The sequence below is a fragment of the Escherichia sp. WS568 genome, from assembly GCF_046486085.1.
Taxonomy (GTDB): domain Bacteria; phylum Pseudomonadota; class Gammaproteobacteria; order Enterobacterales; family Enterobacteriaceae; genus Escherichia; species Escherichia coli.
Genome location: NZ_JBJQMC010000001.1, coordinates 273,738 through 290,974 on the forward strand (window position 1 = coordinate 273,738; position 17,237 = coordinate 290,974).

Below are 17,237 nucleotides of genomic sequence, written 5' to 3' on the forward strand. Positions count from 1 at the left end.
TCTGTAGTTGTTTGCTTGTAATCTCAGGAGCATGAAATGACTGAAATGGCTAAAGGAAGCGTGACGCATCAGCGGTTAATCGCTTTATTATCGCAAGAAGGTGCTAACTTCCGCGTCGTTACCCATGAAGCGGTAGGTAAATGTGAAGCGGTGTCAGAAATTCGTGGCACCGCTTTAGGCCAGGGGGCTAAGGCACTGGTATGTAAAGTCAAAGGCAATGGCGTAAATCAACATGTTCTGGCGATCCTCGCTGCCGATCAACAGGCCGATCTGAGCCAACTCGCCAGCCATATAGGCGGATTACGCGCTTCGTTGGCCAGCCCAGCGGAAGTCGATGAACTCACAGGCTGTGTCTTCGGCGCGATCCCCCCTTTCAGCTTCCATCCAAAACTCAAACTGGTTGCCGACCCCCTACTCTTCGAACGATTTGATGAAATCGCCTTCAATGCAGGCATGCTGGATAAATCCGTTATTTTGAAAACCGCGGATTATTTGCGTATTGCGCAACCAGAACTGGTCAATTTCCGCCGCACTGCGTAACTAGCCTGTCCGTTCAATAAGCAGAACGGACAAAACCAGCACAGCAGCAATGGCAAAAAACGATGACGTGATAATCAGTGTCTCGACGAACATTTGATCGTTCATAGTATGCCCCCGGGAGATAGCTGTTTTCACGTTATTGTTAACGTACACAAATGGCAGTTTGATGACAGTTCGTCTGATTTTTTATGCAAAAAACGTAAAGATTTTCTACTTCCTGCCTGCAGCAAGCGTAAAGTAAGCAGGCTTATTATTTTTTGGCAAGGAAACCACGATGTTTGATGTCACTTTGCTGATCCTGCTCGGGTTAGCTGCGCTGGGCTTTATCAGTCATAACACCACTGTCGCCGTTTCAATTCTGGTGTTGATCATTGTCCGCGTCACACCGTTAAGCACCTTTTTCCCGTGGATTGAAAAACAGGGGCTAAGTATCGGGATAATCATTCTGACGATTGGCGTTATGGCTCCCATCGCCAGCGGGACGCTACCGCCCTCAACCCTGATTCACTCATTTCTGAACTGGAAATCGCTGGTGGCAATTGCAGTCGGCGTTATTGTCTCCTGGCTGGGGGGGCGCGGCGTGACGTTAATGGGCAGCCAGCCGCAACTGGTCGCCGGGCTGCTGGTGGGCACTGTTTTAGGCGTGGCGCTGTTTCGCGGCGTACCGGTTGGCCCGCTTATTGCCGCGGGTCTGGTTTCGCTGATTGTGGGGAAACAGTAGTTAATCCCGCAATATATCGGCCTGGCGTTTGCCCCAGGCCTTTCTTAAACATAGTAATAAAGGCCGTTGTTGAATCATACCCCAGCGTATGAGCAACTTTCTGTACAGTATCGCCTTTCACTAATCCCTGAAGCGCCATAATCAGCTGTAACTGCTGACGCCACTGGCGAAAACTCAACCCCGTCTCTTTCACTATCAGCCGGGCAAGATTGCGTTCACTCATCGCAAAAAAGCCAGCCCATTGCCCCAATGAGCCCCACTCGACGGGCTCTTTCGCCATCATCTCCACCATCGTGCGGATTTTAGGATGAGAAGAAACGGGCAGGTGCAGCTGTTGTTGTGGCTGCTGAGGGAGTTCATCAAACAGGACCTGAATTAATCTGCGGGTCATCGGCTCAGCACGCTGAGTCGTCGTCCTGTTTGCCAGGGTTAAAATTAATTCCCGGCATAAGGGCGATATTTTCAATGTGCAACATGTTGTCGGCATTGTCACTGCGCTGGGCTCGATAAACAGAAAACAGAGTTCAGCGTTAGCTGTCACTTGATTGCTATGTTTCACCCCGCCCGGTATCCAAACCGCATATTGTGGCGGCACCATCCACAAAGCATTTTCCACCGTACAGGTAATTGCACCATGTAGCGCCAGTATCAACTGCCCTTTGCGGTGCTGATGTACAGGACTGGTTAACTCATCCGTTCCGGCGTGAATACAAAATGCGACCGCGGCCTCATGGTGTCGGTCGGGTTCATAGCCATTGAGATTCAACCTGTGCATCATTTTGTCCGAATTTAGCGATAATTTGTCATTTTAGCTTGATTCAACATAACAATAAAAACGGTAAGGTACAGCCTCGTTTGTAACAATGAGAAGCATATGACCTGTTCAACTTCATTAAGCGGCAAAAACAGGATTGTCCTTATCGCTGGTATTCTGATGATTGCCACAACATTACGCGTCACCTTTACCGGCGCAGCACCGTTACTGGATACGATTCGTTCCGCTTACTCGCTGACGACAGCGCAAACCGGCTTATTGACCACCCTGCCATTATTGGCCTTTGCGCTAATCTCACCTTTGGCCGCCCCGGTGGCGCGACGTTTTGGTATGGAACGTAGCCTGTTTGCCGCGTTACTTTTGATCTGTGCAGGTATCGCAATTCGCTCTCTCCCTTCGCCTTACTTATTATTTGGCGGTACAGCGGTCATTGGCGGTGGGATTGCATTAGGTAATGTCTTACTGCCAGGATTAATTAAACGCGATTTCCCTCATTCCGTCGCCAGACTTACCGGCGCATATTCCCTGACAATGGGAGCTGCGGCGGCACTGGGATCGGCTATGGTAGTGCCGCTGGCTTTGAACGGTTTTGGCTGGCGAGGCGCGTTGCTCATGCTGATGTGTTTTCCTCTGCTGGCTCTTTTTTTATGGCTGCCACAGTGGCGAAGTCAACAACATGCAAATTTGAGTACCTCACGCGCCTTACATACTCGGGGTATCTGGCGTTCGCCGCTTGCCTGGCAGGTAACATTGTTTCTTGGGATCAACTCACTCGTCTATTACGTGATTATTGGCTGGCTTCCGGCGATCCTCATCAGTCACGGCTATAGCGAAGCACAGGCGGGTTCACTGCATGGTTTGCTGCAACTAGCCACAGCAGCTCCCGGTTTGCTGATCCCACTTTTCTTACATCATGTGAAAGATCAGCGTGGTATTGCAGCGTTCGTTGCCTTGATGTGCGCAGTGGGCGCGGTTGGGCTCTGCTTTATGCCAGCACACGCGATCACCTGGACTCTGCTTTTCGGTTTTGGTTCCGGCGCAACAATGATACTGGGGTTGACGTTCATTGGTCTGCGGGCAAGTTCTGCGCATCAGGCGGCGGCACTCTCGGGGATGGCACAATCCGTCGGGTATTTGCTGGCAGCCTGTGGGCCGCCGCTGATGGGTAAAATACACGATGCTAACGGTGACTGGTCCGTACCACTGATGGGTGTTGCAATACTTTCACTACTGATGGCGATTTTCGGACTTTGCGCCGGGAGAGACAAAGAAATTCGCTAATATCCGGTGCTATAGTGACGTGACAAATCATGCGTGAAAGGGAGAACAAACACGATGAATATTCAGTGCAAACGCGTTTATGATCCGGCTGAACAGAGCGATGGTTATCGCGTACTGGTCGACCGCCTCTGGCCGCGCGGTATCAAAAAAACCGATTTAGCCCTTGATGAGTGGGATAAAGAAATCACGCCGTCAACGGAACTGCGCAAAGCCTTTCACGGCGAAGTCGTCGATTTTGCAACCTTTCGCGAGCAATATCTTGCAGAACTGGCGCAACACGAGCAAGAAGGAAAGCGGCTGGCAAACATCGCCAAAAAACAGCCGCTGACCCTGCTCTACTCAGCAAAAAACACCACGCAGAACCATGCGCTGGTGCTGGCCGACTGGCTACGTAGCTTATGATTTTAGTACAGCATCCGGCGGTTATTTTTCACCAGCCGGATGATCCCGTCGCCACAATGCCCATTCATCAATCGTTTCACCGCCCGGTAATTTGCAATTGTTGCTGACCCCTTGCGCTGTCTGCACTGGAATGAGCGTCCCGCCCTTCTGCTGGCAATAGACCGACGCCGGATTTGCCATACCAATCTGCGGCGGTTTAGGTGCTTCTGGCTGAGAAGAGGTTGAACAACCAGCCAGAACCAGCAAGCAAGGCAGAACAAAACTGATAATTTTCATTTATTGATCTCACATATTTATCCAGGCTTAGAGTATCGCGGTATCGTTTTGTTTTGCAGCACTATTTTTATTACATTCACTCAAATCATATTACGCCTTGTTTCATCTTTGTTGATGATGTTTTATCATGCCTGCAAAGATTAAATAATCAGCATTTACCCGCCGTATCCTGGAGTTGTTTCGTGTCAGATCAGATTATCGCCCGCGTCTCGCAATCCCTTGCCAAAGAACAGTCACTGGAAAGCCTGGTCCGACAGCTTCTGGAGATGCTGGAAATGGTCACTGATATGGAATCAACCTACCTGACCAAAGTGGATGTCGAAGCGCGCCTGCAGCATATAATGTTTGCCCGTAACAGCCAGAAAATGCACATCCCGGAGAATTTTACCGTCTCGTGGGATTATTCGTTATGCAAACGCGCCATTGATGAAAACTGCTTTTTCAGCGATGAAGTCCCCGACCGTTGGGGCGACTGTATTGCGGCACGCAATCTTGGCATCACCACATTTCTGAGCACGCCAATTCACTTACCGGATGGATCATTCTATGGCACGCTTTGCGCCGCCAGCAGTGAGAAGCGCCAGTGGAGTGAACGCGCGGAACAGGTTTTGCAGTTATTCGCCGGACTGATTGCACAATATATTCAAAAAGAGGCGCTGGTAGAACAGCTGCGCGAAGCCAATGCCGCACTGATAGCGCAATCGTATACCGACTCGTTAACCGGGCTACCGAATCGGCGGGCGATTTTTGAAAATCTGACGACGCTGTTTTCTCTCGCCCGGCATCTTAACCATAAGATAATGATCGCGTTTATCGACCTGGATAACTTCAAATTAATCAACGATCGTTTTGGTCATAATAGTGGCGATCTGTTTCTCATTCAGGTTGGCGAGCGCCTTAATACGCTCCAGCAAAATGGCGAAGTTATTGGTCGTCTCGGCGGTGATGAGTTTTTGGTTGTTTCACTGAACAACGAGAATACGGATATTTCGTCGCTGCGAGAACGTATTCAACAGCAAATACGTGGAGAATATCACTTAGGTGATGTTGATTTGTATTATCCCGGTGCCAGTCTTGGCATAGTAGAAGTCGATCCTGAAACGACCGATGCAGACAGTGCCCTGCATGCTGCCGATATCGCGATGTATCAGGAGAAAAAACACAAACAGAAAACACCTTTTGTCGCGCATCCAGCGCTACATTCCTGAGGCGTATTCACATCCTTTTGATTGGTGATAACATGCGAATCGGTATTATTTTTCCGGTTGTAATCTTTATTACAGCGGTCGTATTTTTAGCATGGTTTTTTATTGGCGGCTATGCTGCCCCGGGAGCATAAAGATGAAAAAAACAACGATTATTATGATGGGTGTGGCGATTATTGTCGTACTCGGCACTGAGCTGGGATGGTGGTAACGTCACATCTAGAAAATAGCAAAGGCTGCCTGTGTGCAGCCTTTGTGCAATTTACGCGTTAACTTTTAATCTTTCTGTAGATAAACAGCACGACAATCGCGCCAATAACGGCAACCACGAAGCTGCCAAAATTGAAGCCATCGACTTTACCAAAGCCAAACAGCGTGCTGATCCATCCGCCGACTACGGCACCGACTATCCCCAGCAGGATAGTCATAAAGAATCCACCACCATCTTTACCTGGCATGATCCACTTCGCCAGAATACCGGCAATAAGCCCAAAAATAATCCATGACAGAATGCCCATTGTTTCCTCACTTATCTGTTTTGCATTAGCGGGTTAGTCGCTGATAAAAAGCATAGCACAACATCGGGAGGGCAAGATTTGTGACGAGCATCACGGAGGATTTTTTTGCGATGGCGCAGAAATTGCGCCATCAACGATCAGTGATAATTACCAACCACAAACATCATGTTCGTTTTCCGTGTCATAAGAACGCACGGTATTCACCAGATCTTTTATCACTTCAGCCGCCACTTCTGGCACCAGCAAAGTCATCGGCGTCTCTGTTTCATAATCGACAGAAACGCCATTGCTGTTATTGGTGACGGTCACGGTATACGTTGCTTTGCCCATGATTCATTTCCCGTTATGAATGACTTTCCGTTGTTGCGCACCTTCCATCAGGACTTCAGGGGCAACGAAGAAGTCAATGTTGAAATAAGTATCGTCAGTCATGGCTTCAATGTTGTGCCACTTTTCTGGAGGGAACACCGCAAACTGCCCCGCTTCGATAAGGATCACTTGATCAGGCTCTGTACTGTGTTCATCAGCGTAGCCGAGATATTTGACCGCCCCATGCATAACGGAAAGGCGTGGGTAAACCCCCGGGCGCGTTCCTTTATCAAGATGACGTTCGAATATTCCGGCAGGCGCAGTTTGTTTATTCCAGAAAGGCGTTGAGCGCGTATGAATATAATTCTGTGGGATTTGCAGCATCCTTTTCCCTCCTTCGGTGAATGCGCTGAAAACGGTTTATTTCAGCCGTTTCAGGGTACGCCTGATAATTTGCATTTTAAATACCATTTATTGGTTACTATTTAGCACCGTATCAGAGAAAAATCAGGGAGGATTACAGATGGGAAGCCCGCGACAACGCGGGCTGAAAGCATCAGGATTGCAGCGTCGCCAGTCGGGCGGCGAAACCCACGAACATCAAACCAATCAGTGAGTTGCCCACTTTAGCCAGTTTCTTTTTGGTACGTATGTACTGTGTGACAAAAGCACCAGAAATAATCAGGAAGCTCAAATAGCAGAAACTCACCAGTTCCAGCGTCGTCGCCAGAATAAAGAATGAAATTCCCGTATGTGGGGCATTAACATCGATAAACTGTACGAAAAACGACACATAGAACAAAATGGCTTTCGGATTAGTCAGGCTCAAAATTAACGCGCGTTTAAAAATGGCACCGTATTGAGGCTCATCGGATTTGGCCTCGTTATTTTTACCCTTCAGGGTCGCGTAGAGAATTTTACTCCCCAGATAGAGCAAATAAAACGCACCAAGATAACGTACAATGTTGAATAATATCGGGGTGGTCTTAATTAATGTCGCCACTCCAGCCCATGCCAGAAACATCAATACCGCATCGCCAATAAATACACCACAGGCCGCAAGATAACCGCCTTTCATACCGCTACTGACGCTATTTTTGAGTACAAACAGGGTATTTGGCCCTGGCACCAACACAATAAAAATGGCCCCAACCAGATAGGTCCAGTAATTCAGAACCCCGTATTCAGCGAACACATTAACCTCTTTAATTATCTTTCGATCATGCGCGATTAAAGGTGAATATGCTAACCAATCTGTAGCTGCTTAGAAAGGAGAAAATCAGGTTTTAACCCGATATCAACGCGATAATTGAATCATTAATCAGGCATGCTCCAGTGAAAAATTCGGGTAGTGCTCGGCAAAATACTGGCGTAAAAATTCTACCGTTATCCGCACTTTCGCTGACGTCGCCAGCCTTGAAACATAAACGGCCCAGACGTTCGCTGGCTGGTAATATTCCGGTAGCACTTGCACTAAATGACCACTGGCAATGTTTTCGCTAACATCCCACCAGGAGCGCAGAGCAATCCCCTGCCCATCGAGACACCACTGATGGACAATTTCTCCATGATTAGACGACAGTGGGCCGGTAACTTTAATCGCATGGTGGCCTTCTTTATTGCGTAATTGCCAGACACCAAAAGGATGATCGCGCTCTTTAATGACCAGGCACGGCAATGCAGAAAGATCGGTTAAATGTTTCGGCGCGCCATGTTGCGCAATAAATTCCGGTGACGCGCAGAGAATGCGATAATTGGTCGCCAGTTTGCGGGCGATTAAATTAGGGGCGATATCATCGCCAATGCGAATATCGAGATCGACACCTTCATTGACCAAATCGACCAACCGGTCTTCCACATCAAAACGTAATTCCAGTTGCGGATACGCCTTCGCCAGCGCTGATAACGCCGGAGCCACCACCTGTCGTCCAAAACCAAAGCTGCTGATAATACGCAGCATCCCCTGTGGCACCTGACGCACGTCAGAAAGTTCGTCCATCATCTGACCGACATCCTGCAAAATCCGCTGCGCCCATTCATAAATCCGCTCTCCTTCTTCGGTAATGGTGACGCGGCGGGTGGTGCGGTGTAACAACACCACGTTTAGCGTTTGCTCCAGCAAGGCGATGCGCTTGCTGACGAACGCCGGAGAAACGCCCAATTCTTCTGCCACGGCGGCAAAACCAGCCCGGCGAGCCACCAGCATAAAGACGCGCAAATCGTTCAGCAGCGGTAAATTATTCATGATTCGTGTTTTATGTTTCACCAGTTACAGGGATTAATTCCTTTTCAGTCAATTATAGGATGGTGATGTTGTCAATTTTGATGGTCAGGAAGTGAGAACCCAATGATGAAAACGATCCGTATTGCTGCGATCCCGGGAGACGGGATTGGCAAAGAAGTCCTTCCTGAAGGGATTCGCGTGTTAAAGGCTGCCGCTGAGCGCTGGGGCTTCGCCTTGAGTTTTGAGCAAATGGAGTGGGCGAGCTGCGAGTATTACAGCCATCACGGTAAAATGATGCCGGACGACTGGCATGAGCAACTTAGCCGTTTCGACGCCATCTATTTTGGTGCCGTCGGCTGGCCGGATACCGTTCCGGACCATATTTCGTTGTGGGGTTCGCTGCTGAAATTTCGTCGTGAGTTCGACCAGTACGTCAACCTGCGCCCGGTTCGTCTCTTTCCTGGCGTTCCCTGCCCGCTGGCGGGAAAACAGCCTGGCGACATCGATTTTTACGTGGTCAGGGAAAACACCGAAGGAGAATATTCCTCGCTCGGCGGTAGAGTGAATGAAGGTACAGAGCATGAAGTCGTCATTCAGGAATCGGTATTTACGCGTCGTGGTGTCGATCGCATTTTGCGTTATGCCTTTGAACTTGCACAAAGCCGCCCACGTAAGACGCTAACTTCTGCAACTAAATCGAACGGTTTAGCCATCAGCATGCCGTACTGGGATGAGCGAGTGGAAGCAATGGCCGAGAATTACCCGGAGATCTGCTGGGACAAGCAGCATATTGATATTCTCTGCGCGCGTTTTGTGATGCAGCCGGAACGCTTCGATGTGGTGGTGGCGTCCAATTTGTTTGGCGATATCCTTTCCGATCTTGGCCCGGCCTGCACCGGCACCATTGGCATTGCCCCATCCGCCAACCTGAATCCGGAACGCACTTTCCCGTCGCTCTTCGAGCCAGTCCACGGTTCCGCGCCGGATATCTACGGGAAAAACATTGCTAACCCTATCGCCACAATTTGGGCCGGTGCAATGATGCTCGATTTTCTCGGCAATGGCGATGAGCGTTTCCAGCAAGCGCATAACGGTATTCTGGCCGCGATTGAAGAAGTGATTGCTCACGGGCCGAAAACACCTGATATGAAAGGCAATGCCACCACGCCACAGGTTGCCGACGCGATTTGCAAAATTATTTTGCGTTAAGGTCAAACCAGTTTATTTGAACCGCGTCACTGACGCGGTTTTTTTATTCGTTCTTTGCAGTAAATAACCTGCGTCATTTCACCTTTTATTGTTTCCGTTTCGTGTTTTATGGCTTTCCGTATTCTTAATTGTTTAATTTATGTAACATGCAAATAATCAATTTGTTAATCACGACATACAACTCATTACCCTGCAAATAATTACAACTGGCAAAAGCCAGAGACGGGCTTTTATGCCCAGGAGATGACTCATGATGAGCAATGTTAAGAAAAAAGATGTGCCGCTGATAAGCATCAGTCTGGTGGCCATTCTTTTCATCGCAGCTGCATTAAGCCTTTTCCCACAACAATCGGCCGACGCGGCCAACGCTATATACACTTTTGTTACGCGTACGTTAGGTTCCGCCGTACAGGTATTGGTTTTGCTGGCAATGGGACTGGTGATTTATTTAGCCACCAGTAAATACGGCAATATTCGTCTTGGCGAAGGAAAACCGGAATACAGCACGCTCTCCTGGCTGTTTATGTTTATTTGTGCCGGTTTAGGTTCTTCTACGCTTTATTGGGGGGTTGCTGAATGGGCCTATTATTATCAAACACCTGGATTAAATATCGCACCGCGTTCACAACAGGCACTCGAATTTAGCGTCCCTTACTCCTTCTTCCACTGGGGCATCAGCGCCTGGGCAACTTATACGCTGGCCTCATTAATCATGGCTTATCACTTTCATGTGCGGAAAAACAAAGGTCTGAGTCTTTCCGGCATTATTGCCGCGATTACCGGCGTTCGCCCGCAAGGCCCGTGGGGAAAACTGGTCGATTTGATGTTCCTGATCGCCACTGTCGGCGCACTGACCATTTCCCTTGTTGTCACCGCAGCAACCTTTACCCGTGGGCTTTCCGCGCTGACCGGTTTACCCGATAATTTCACCGTGCAGGCATTTGTGATCCTGCTTTCCGGCGGCATTTTTTGCCTAAGCTCATGGATTGGTATCAACAACGGTTTGCAACGTCTGAGCAAAATGGTTGGCTGGGGCGCGTTCCTGCTGCCATTACTGGTGCTCATTGTCGGCCCAACCGAATTTATTACCAACAGCATCATCAATGCCATCGGCCTGACCACGCAAAACTTCCTGCAAATGAGCTTATTCACCGATCCGCTTGGCGATGGTTCATTTACCCGCAACTGGACCGTTTTCTACTGGCTGTGGTGGATCTCATACACCCCTGGCGTAGCAATGTTTGTCACCCGCGTTTCCCGCGGTCGTAAGATTAAAGAAGTTATCTGGGGACTGATCCTCGGCAGCACCGTCGGTTGCTGGTTCTTCTTCGGCGTAATGGAAAGCTATGCCATTCACCAGTTTATCAATGGCGTAATCAACGTCCCACAGGTGCTGGAAACACTGGGCGGCGAGACAGCTGTGCAGCAAGTTCTGATGTCGTTGCCAGCCGGTAAATTGTTCCTCGCCGCATACCTGGGCGTGATGATTATTTTCCTTGCCTCGCATATGGATGCAGTGGCCTACACCATGGCGGCGACCAGTACGCGTAATCTCCAGGAAGGTGACGATCCTGACCGTGGGCTGCGTCTTTTCTGGTGCGTGGTAATTACCCTGATCCCGCTTTCAATTCTTTTCACTGGCGCGTCGCTGGAAACGATGAAAACCACCGTCGTACTCACAGCCCTTCCGTTCCTCGTCATTTTACTGGTGAAAGTCGGCGGATTTATTCGCTGGCTGAAACAGGATTACGCCGACATTCCGGCTCATCAAGTTGAATATTATCTCCCGCAGACACCGGTTGAAGCCCTGGAAAAAACACCAGTGCTCCCTGCGGGAACCGTATTCAAAGGCGACAACTGAGCGCCATCATCCTAACGATAAAGGTATCCCTATGAGCAATCTGAGCCCTGACTTTGTACTACCCGAAAATTTTTGCGCTAACCCGCAAGAGGCGTGGACCATTCCTGCCCGTTTTTATACCGATCAGAACGCCTTTGAACACGAAAAAGAGAGCGTCTTCGCCAAAAGCTGGATTTGCGTCGCTCACAGCAGCGAACTGGCGAATGCCAATGATTATGTGACGCGTGAGATCATTGGCGAAAGCATTGTGCTGGTACGCGGTCGTGATAAGGTTTTGCGCGCGTTCTATAACGTGTGTCCGCACCGTGGTCATCAGTTGTTGAGCGGTGAAGGAAAAGCGAAAAATGTGATTACCTGCCCATATCACGCATGGGCATTCAAACTCGATGGCAACCTGGCCCATGCACGTAACTGCGAAAACGTCGCCAATTTCGATAGCGACAAAGCGCAACTGGTTCCGGTGCGTCTGGAAGAATATGCCGGATTCGTCTTCATCAACATGGACCCTAACGCCACCAGCGTAGAAGATCAGTTACCCGGTCTGGGGGCGAAAGTGCTGGAAGCCTGCCCGGAAGTCCACGACCTGAAACTGGCGGCCCGCTTTACCACCCGCACGCCTGCCAACTGGAAGAACATTGTCGATAACTATCTCGAGTGCTATCACTGTGGTCCGGCGCATCCAGGTTTCTCCGACTCCGTACAGGTTGATCGTTACTGGCACACCATGCACGGTAACTGGACGCTGCAATACGGTTTCGCCAAACCGTCCGAACAGTCTTTCAAATTCGAAGAGGGCACGGATGCGGCATTCCACGGTTTCTGGCTGTGGCCGTGCACGATGCTGAACGTCACCCCAATCAAAGGGATGATGACGGCCATTTATGAATTCCCAGTGGATTCTGAAACTACCCTGCAAAACTACGATATTTACTTCACCAATGAAGAGTTAACCGACGAGCAAAAATCGCTGATTGAGTGGTATCGCGATGTGTTCCGTCCGGAAGATTTACGTCTGGTTGAAAGCGTACAGAAAGGGCTGAAATCGCGTGGCTATCGTGGTCAGGGGCGCATCATGGCCGACAGTAGCGGTAGCGGAATTTCCGAACATGGTATCGCCCATTTCCATAATCTGCTGGCGCAGGTGTTTAAGGACTAATGACATCAGCGGCGGTATTTTCCGCCGCTGGGCTGATTTTTGATGGAGTACAGCAATGTCAGACTATCAAATGTTTGAAGTACAGGTGAACCAAATTGAACCGCTTACCGAACAGGTGAAACGCTTCACGCTGGTGGCAACCGATGGCAAACCATTACCTGCGTTTACCGGAGGAAGTCACGTCATTGTGCAGATGAGCGATGGTGATAACGAGTACAGCAATGCGTATTCACTACTGAGTTCGCCGCATGACACCTCTTGTTATCAGATTGCCGTTCGGCTGGAGGAAAACTCGCGCGGCGGTTCCCGCTTTTTGCATCAGCAGGTAAAAGTGGGCGATCGGTTAACGATTTCAACGCCTAATAACCTGTTTGCGCTAATTCCCTCGGCCAGAAAGCATCTGTTTATCGCGGGAGGCATTGGTATCACCCCTTTCCTGTCGCACCTGGCAGAGATGCAATACAGCGACGTCGACTGGCAGTTACATTACTGCTCACGAAATCCAGAAAGTTGCGCATTTCGTGATGAGCTAGTCCAGCATCCGCAGGCTGAGAAAGTTCATTTTCATCACTCATCAACCGGAACACGACTGGAATTAGCGCGATTATTGACGGATATCGAACCTGGCACACATGTTTATACCTGTGGCCCCGAGGCGCTAAATGAGGCGGTAAGAAGTGAAGCTGCGCGTCTGGACATCGCCGTCGATACGATGCACTTTGAACAATTTGCGATTGAAGACAAAACCGGCGATGCATTTACCCTGGTGCTTGCCCGTTCCGGTAAAGAGTTTGTGGTGCCGGAAGAGATGACTATTTTGCAGGTTATTGAAAATAATAAAGCAGCGAAAGTGGAATGTTTATGTCGTGAAGGGGTATGCGGAACCTGCGAAACGGCAATACTGGAAGGTGAAGCTGACCATCGGGATCAGTATTTTAGCGATGAAGAGCGTGCCAGCCAGCAAAGTATGTTGATCTGTTGTTCGCGCGCGAAGGGTAAACGCCTGGTGTTGGATTTGTAGTTTGCCGAAGCCGGACTGAGCGCGCTCAGTCCGGCTTCGGAAGATTTTACTGCGGATATTCCTGCAATAAATTGTGTAATGCTTCCGCCATCAGCTCACCACGCCAGCCGGAAATCAGCTCCGGCAAATTGTTCTGCGGTTTCAGTTTCCAGTGCCAGTTCAGCAGTTGGTTGATTTGCCGACGCGATGCCAGCAATTCGGCGCTGATCTTGTGCGTTTCGCTCACGTCAGTAATCAGCGACTTAATCGCTTTAAACGCTTTACGATAACCCGGCATGTCCATCAGGTTAAGCATCGGCTGCGGTAAGGCCTCTTCCGGCAATGTCTGCGCTTTTTCCACCAGCGCCAGCAGCGTTTTACCGTGAAAGCGGATTTCGCTACCGGATAAACCCAGGCTGTCCAGTTCGCCTAAACTTCCCGGCATATAACGCGCTACAGACCACAAATGCTCTTCACGCACGACAAAGTTCACTGCCAGATCGCGCTCCCGCGCCTTGCGCAGTCGCCAATCGGCTAACAGTTGCAGACAGGCCAGTTGGCGTGTGCGTAACTGCCAGGCATTGGTGATATCACGCCAGGCATCTTCCGGCGCAACGACTTCCTGACGACGCATTTGCATCAGGCGGCATTCATCCAGCGCCGCAGGTAGCCAGCCGGAGGCCTCCGTTTCTACCATAAGCTTGGCGGTGATCGGTAACAAATACCAGACATCCGCCGCTGCGTATTCACACTGACGTTCGGTCAGCGGTCTGGCCAGCCAGTCGGTGCGCGATTCACTCTTGTCCAGCGTAACGCCGGAATACTCTTCCACCATGGAAGCAAAACCCCATGACATCGGGCGTCCGCAGAAGGCAGCAAGGATTTGCGTGTCAATCAGGGGTTGTGGTAATTCGCCAAAGACATTGAGGAACACTTCCAGATCTTCACTGCCCGCATGGAGAAATTTTGTGATGGACGGATCGCGCAGGATCGCTTTCAGTGGTGACCAGTCGGAGATCCCGAGAGGATCAATTAGCGCCAGATGCTCACCATCAAAAAGTTGAATTAGACCTAGCTGCGGGTAATAGGTGCGCGTACGAACAAATTCAGTATCCAGGGCTATCGCCGGAAAGGCACGGACGGCTTCACACAAAGAAGCCAGCGCATCGTCCGTGGTAATCATTTGGTAATTCAAATTGTATTCTCTTTAGTGGGCGTCAAAAAAAACGCCGGATTAACCGGCGTCTGACGACTGACTTAACGCTCAGGCTTTATTGTCCACTTTGCCGCGCGCTTCGTCACGTAATTCTCGTCGCAAAATTTTTCCGACGTTAGATTTCGGTAACTCATCACGAAACTCCACCAGCTTCGGTACTTTGTAGCCCGTGAGCTGACGGCGGCAAAAAGTCACCAGTGACTCTTCGGTAAGCGATGGATCTTTTTTCACAACGAAGATTTTCACCGCTTCACCACTAGAGCCGGAAGGTACGCCAACAGCCGCGACTTCCTGTACGCCAGGATGCTGCATGACGACATCTTCAATCTCGTTGGGATAGACGTTAAAACCGGAAACCAGAATCATGTCTTTTTTACGATCGACAATGCGCAGGAATCCTTCTTCATCCATCACCGCGATGTCGCCGGTGTGTAACCAGCCATTTTTGATGATTTCATCGGTAGCATCCGGACGCTGCCAGTAACCCAGCATCACCTGCGGTCCTTTGACACAAAGCTCACCTGGTTGACCAGGTGGTACTTCATTATCATCATCATCCACCAGTTTGGCTTCCGTCGACGGCACCGGCAAACCGATGCTACCACTATGATAATCAATATCATACGGGTTAACGCTCACCAGCGGCGCACACTCGGTCAGGCCATAACCTTCCAGCAGATACTGTCCAGTCAGTTTCACCCAACGTTCTGCCACCACTTGCTGAACAGGCATCCCTCCGCCTGCGGAAAGATGCAGACTGGAGAAATCCAGCTGCTGGAACTCTTTATTGTTCAGCAACGCATTGAACAAGGTGTTAACGCCAGTGATAGCGGTAAACGGATATTTCGCTAACTCTTTTACCAACCCTGGAATATCGCGCGGGTTAGTGATAAGCAGGTTCTGCCCCCCCAGTTCGATAAACAGCAGGCAGTTAATGGTCAGTGCAAAAATGTGATACAGCGGCAGCGCCGTCACCACCAGCTCTTTGCCCGGATGCAACAGCGGACCATAGGTCGCGTTAACCTGTTCCAGGTTCGCCAGCATATTGCGGTGAGTCAGCATCGCGCCTTTCGCCACACCAGTGGTACCGCCGGTGTATTGCAGGAAAGCTAAATCTTCCGGCACCAGTTCGGGTTTGACGTACTGCATCCGGTAGCCGTTGTGCAGGGCGCTACGAAATGAAATGGCATCTGGCAGATGGTATTTCGGCACCAGACGCTTGATGTATTTAACAACGAAATTGACTACCGTGCCTTTTGCCGTAGATAGCTGATCGCCCATACGGGTCAGAATTACGTGCTGAACGGCGGTTTTATCAACCACTTTTTCCAGAGTGTGGGCAAAGTTAGACACGATAACAATCGCCGATGCGCCGCTATCGTTAAGCTGATGCTCAAGTTCACGCGGGGTATACAACGGGTTAACGTTTACGACAATCATCCCGGCACGCAAAATGCCAAACAGCGCCACCGGATATTGCAATAAATTAGGCATCATCAACGCAACGCGATCGCCTTTCTTCAGTCCCAACCCTTGTTGCAAATAAGCGGCAAACGCGCGACTGCGTTCTTCCAGTTTGCGGAAGGTCATCACCTCCCCCATATTCACAAACGCGGGTTGATCGGCGTAGCGCGCGACCGACTGCTCAAACATATCTACCAGAGATTGATAACGGTCAGGGTTGATCTCCGTCGGAACGTCCGCGGGATAACGGTTAAGCCAAACCTTCTTCAATTCTTCACCTCTAAAATGCGTGTTCGTCGTCATCGCAACCCCAAATGATATACATGCCGTTAACATAATATTAACTCATCATACCAGCTTGATAATTACCCAACGAAAAGGTTGCGAAGCGCGTCACTATTTATTTTTATCTTTACCGTAAGAATGCAGAAACAGCGGACCAGCCGCTGTTTCTTTTTCTTTAAAAACAAGCAATTATTCAGTTACAACAGTTTGTACTCTCGCGGGGCCGGGATTATACCAGCCCCATCCACCGTAGCCATAGGGCCAGCCACGACCGCCATAAAACCATGGATCAATCGGCTGAGGCGGCATAATCACCTGCTGGGTTAAATGCCAACGTTTGTAACCTGTTGCCTGCATCACCATAAATTTATAGGGCGTGTTGCCGATTTTTCCGTCAACCGTACCGGTGATTGGCCCGACAACTGTCACCAGCTGCCCACGGAAATCGACCGGATCAAGAAAACCATTCACATCGGCATAAATGCGACCGCGAGAAGGTTCTCCCAGCGTCGGTCTGGCTCCGCTGTCCAGTGGTACGGTGGCAATTTCCAGGCGGGTTTTCCCTTGCTGGTTTTGTACCGCAACCACTTTGCCACCAAAGCGTGCCTCCTGACCAACGTACAGCTGCGGCGCACTCATCACCCGAACTAAATCTTGTTGCGGCGTGGGACTGCTGCCTTTAATGGCGTCCGGCACAGTAACACAACCGCTGAGCATTAGCGCAAACGTACCTGCCAGTATGCCTTTGATAACTTTCTTTTGAACCGCCATGATGCGACTCCTTTTTTCTCAGGG

Annotated in this window: 22 protein-coding genes; 11 read left to right on the top strand and 11 right to left on the bottom strand. The window is 49.9% G+C overall.

Annotated elements, in window-relative coordinates:
• The first annotated feature begins 36 nt into the window (after nucleotides 1–36).
• Nucleotides 37–540, top strand: a complete 504-nt coding sequence (yeaK, locus tag ACJHWR_RS01320) for a mischarged aminoacyl-tRNA deacylase (RefSeq protein ID WP_000138051.1) — start codon at nucleotides 37–39, stop codon at nucleotides 538–540.
• On the opposite strand, the gene yoaI is transcribed toward yeaK, so the two are convergent.
• Nucleotides 541–645 carry a small membrane protein YoaI gene (gene yoaI, locus ACJHWR_RS01325; RefSeq protein WP_000999628.1) on the bottom strand — a complete coding sequence of 35 codons (105 nt, stop codon included), beginning with the start codon at nucleotides 643–645 and terminating at the stop codon, nucleotides 541–543.
• A 169-nt stretch (nucleotides 646–814) separates the two neighbouring features.
• On the opposite strand from yoaI, the gene ACJHWR_RS01330 reads away from it, so the two are divergent.
• On the top strand, nucleotides 815–1,261 hold the full coding sequence (locus tag ACJHWR_RS01330; RefSeq protein ID WP_000460707.1) for a DUF441 domain-containing protein: 447 nt from the start codon (nucleotides 815–817) through the stop codon (nucleotides 1,259–1,261).
• On the opposite strand, the gene nimR is transcribed toward ACJHWR_RS01330, so the two are convergent.
• Nucleotides 1,218–2,039, bottom strand: coding sequence for a DNA-binding transcriptional regulator NimR (gene nimR / locus ACJHWR_RS01335; RefSeq protein ID WP_000972263.1), 822 nt, complete (start codon nucleotides 2,037–2,039; stop codon nucleotides 1,218–1,220). The genes ACJHWR_RS01330 and nimR overlap by 44 nt on opposite strands.
• Nucleotides 2,040–2,135: 96 nt before the next feature.
• Here nimR and nimT point away from each other — a divergent pair, with 96 nt between their 5' ends.
• Nucleotides 2,136–3,317 (top strand): 2-nitroimidazole transporter, encoded by a 1,182-nt coding sequence (gene nimT / locus ACJHWR_RS01340; RefSeq protein WP_000128502.1) that lies wholly within the window; start codon nucleotides 2,136–2,138, stop codon nucleotides 3,315–3,317.
• Between the two features lie 54 nt (nucleotides 3,318–3,371).
• Nucleotides 3,372–3,719 carry a DUF488 domain-containing protein gene (locus tag ACJHWR_RS01345; RefSeq protein WP_001317878.1) on the top strand — a complete coding sequence of 116 codons (348 nt, stop codon included), beginning with the start codon at nucleotides 3,372–3,374 and terminating at the stop codon, nucleotides 3,717–3,719.
• A gap of 21 nt (nucleotides 3,720–3,740) precedes the next feature.
• Here the strand turns inward: ACJHWR_RS01345 and yoaF are convergent, their stop codons facing one another.
• On the bottom strand, nucleotides 3,741–3,995 hold the full coding sequence (gene yoaF / locus ACJHWR_RS01350; protein WP_000691937.1) for a DUF333 domain-containing lipoprotein YoaF: 255 nt from the start codon (nucleotides 3,993–3,995) through the stop codon (nucleotides 3,741–3,743).
• Between the two features lie 182 nt (nucleotides 3,996–4,177).
• On the opposite strand from yoaF, the gene dgcP reads away from it, so the two are divergent.
• From dgcP to yoaJ, 3 genes are read left to right on the top strand one after another with little or no spacing between them, the layout of a single operon-like run.
• Complete coding sequence (gene dgcP, locus ACJHWR_RS01355; RefSeq protein WP_012311583.1) at nucleotides 4,178–5,203, top strand: diguanylate cyclase DgcP; 1,026 nt, start codon at nucleotides 4,178–4,180, stop codon at nucleotides 5,201–5,203.
• A gap of 32 nt (nucleotides 5,204–5,235) precedes the next feature.
• Entirely contained in the window at nucleotides 5,236–5,334 is a 99-nt protein-coding gene (locus tag ACJHWR_RS01360) for a YoaK family small membrane protein (RefSeq protein ID WP_001219350.1), read from the top strand.
• Nucleotides 5,335–5,336: 2 nt separating this feature from the next.
• Nucleotides 5,337–5,411, top strand: a complete 75-nt coding sequence (gene yoaJ / locus ACJHWR_RS01365) for a protein YoaJ (protein WP_001386836.1) — start codon at nucleotides 5,337–5,339, stop codon at nucleotides 5,409–5,411.
• Between the two features lie 58 nt (nucleotides 5,412–5,469).
• Here yoaJ and ACJHWR_RS01370 read toward each other — a convergent pair whose 3' ends face one another.
• The 5 genes from ACJHWR_RS01370 to dmlR all read right to left on the bottom strand — a co-directional run bounded on the left by ACJHWR_RS01370 (nucleotide 5,470) and on the right by dmlR (nucleotide 8,272).
• Nucleotides 5,470–5,718: a GlsB/YeaQ/YmgE family stress response membrane protein gene (locus tag ACJHWR_RS01370; protein ID WP_000512153.1), complete on the bottom strand. Its 249-nt coding sequence runs from the start codon at nucleotides 5,716–5,718 to the stop codon at nucleotides 5,470–5,472.
• Between the two features lie 147 nt (nucleotides 5,719–5,865).
• Nucleotides 5,866–6,048, bottom strand: a complete 183-nt coding sequence (locus ACJHWR_RS01375; RefSeq protein WP_000513737.1) for a DUF1869 domain-containing protein — start codon at nucleotides 6,046–6,048, stop codon at nucleotides 5,866–5,868.
• Between the two features lie 3 nt (nucleotides 6,049–6,051).
• Nucleotides 6,052–6,411: a DUF1971 domain-containing protein YeaR gene (gene yeaR, locus ACJHWR_RS01380; protein ID WP_000939322.1), complete on the bottom strand. Its 360-nt coding sequence runs from the start codon at nucleotides 6,409–6,411 to the stop codon at nucleotides 6,052–6,054.
• A gap of 172 nt (nucleotides 6,412–6,583) precedes the next feature.
• A complete protein-coding gene (leuE, locus tag ACJHWR_RS01385; protein WP_000457202.1) occupies nucleotides 6,584–7,222 on the bottom strand; it encodes a leucine efflux protein LeuE in 639 nt (212 codons plus the stop codon).
• Nucleotides 7,223–7,348: 126 nt separating this feature from the next.
• Nucleotides 7,349–8,272: a DNA-binding transcriptional regulator DmlR gene (gene dmlR, locus ACJHWR_RS01390; RefSeq protein WP_001061578.1), complete on the bottom strand. Its 924-nt coding sequence runs from the start codon at nucleotides 8,270–8,272 to the stop codon at nucleotides 7,349–7,351.
• Nucleotides 8,273–8,374: 102 nt separating this feature from the next.
• Here dmlR and dmlA point away from each other — a divergent pair, with 102 nt between their 5' ends.
• From dmlA to yeaX, 4 genes are all read left to right on the top strand, one after another.
• Nucleotides 8,375–9,460, top strand: coding sequence for a multifunctional D-malate/3-isopropylmalate/tartarate dehydrogenase (dmlA, locus tag ACJHWR_RS01395; RefSeq protein WP_000978305.1), 1,086 nt, complete (start codon nucleotides 8,375–8,377; stop codon nucleotides 9,458–9,460).
• A 250-nt stretch (nucleotides 9,461–9,710) separates the two neighbouring features.
• Nucleotides 9,711–11,321, top strand: coding sequence for a BCCT family transporter YeaV (gene yeaV, locus ACJHWR_RS01400; RefSeq protein WP_000987528.1), 1,611 nt, complete (start codon nucleotides 9,711–9,713; stop codon nucleotides 11,319–11,321).
• A gap of 31 nt (nucleotides 11,322–11,352) precedes the next feature.
• Nucleotides 11,353–12,477 (top strand): carnitine monooxygenase, oxygenase subunit YeaW, encoded by a 1,125-nt coding sequence (yeaW, locus tag ACJHWR_RS01405; protein WP_000067834.1) that lies wholly within the window; start codon nucleotides 11,353–11,355, stop codon nucleotides 12,475–12,477.
• A 55-nt stretch (nucleotides 12,478–12,532) separates the two neighbouring features.
• Complete coding sequence (gene yeaX, locus ACJHWR_RS01410) at nucleotides 12,533–13,498, top strand: carnitine monooxygenase reductase subunit YeaX (RefSeq protein WP_001286987.1); 966 nt, start codon at nucleotides 12,533–12,535, stop codon at nucleotides 13,496–13,498.
• Nucleotides 13,499–13,544: 46 nt separating this feature from the next.
• Here yeaX and rnd read toward each other — a convergent pair whose 3' ends face one another.
• The 3 genes from rnd to yeaY form a co-directional block, all read right to left on the bottom strand.
• Nucleotides 13,545–14,660: a ribonuclease D gene (rnd, locus tag ACJHWR_RS01415; RefSeq protein ID WP_001306170.1), complete on the bottom strand. Its 1,116-nt coding sequence runs from the start codon at nucleotides 14,658–14,660 to the stop codon at nucleotides 13,545–13,547.
• A gap of 81 nt (nucleotides 14,661–14,741) precedes the next feature.
• A complete protein-coding gene (fadD, locus tag ACJHWR_RS01420; RefSeq protein ID WP_000758422.1) occupies nucleotides 14,742–16,427 on the bottom strand; it encodes a long-chain-fatty-acid--CoA ligase FadD in 1,686 nt (561 codons plus the stop codon).
• Between the two features lie 204 nt (nucleotides 16,428–16,631).
• Nucleotides 16,632–17,213, bottom strand: a complete 582-nt coding sequence (gene yeaY / locus ACJHWR_RS01425; protein ID WP_000290555.1) for a Slp family lipoprotein YeaY — start codon at nucleotides 17,211–17,213, stop codon at nucleotides 16,632–16,634.
• Nucleotides 17,214–17,237 lie beyond the last annotated feature (24 nt).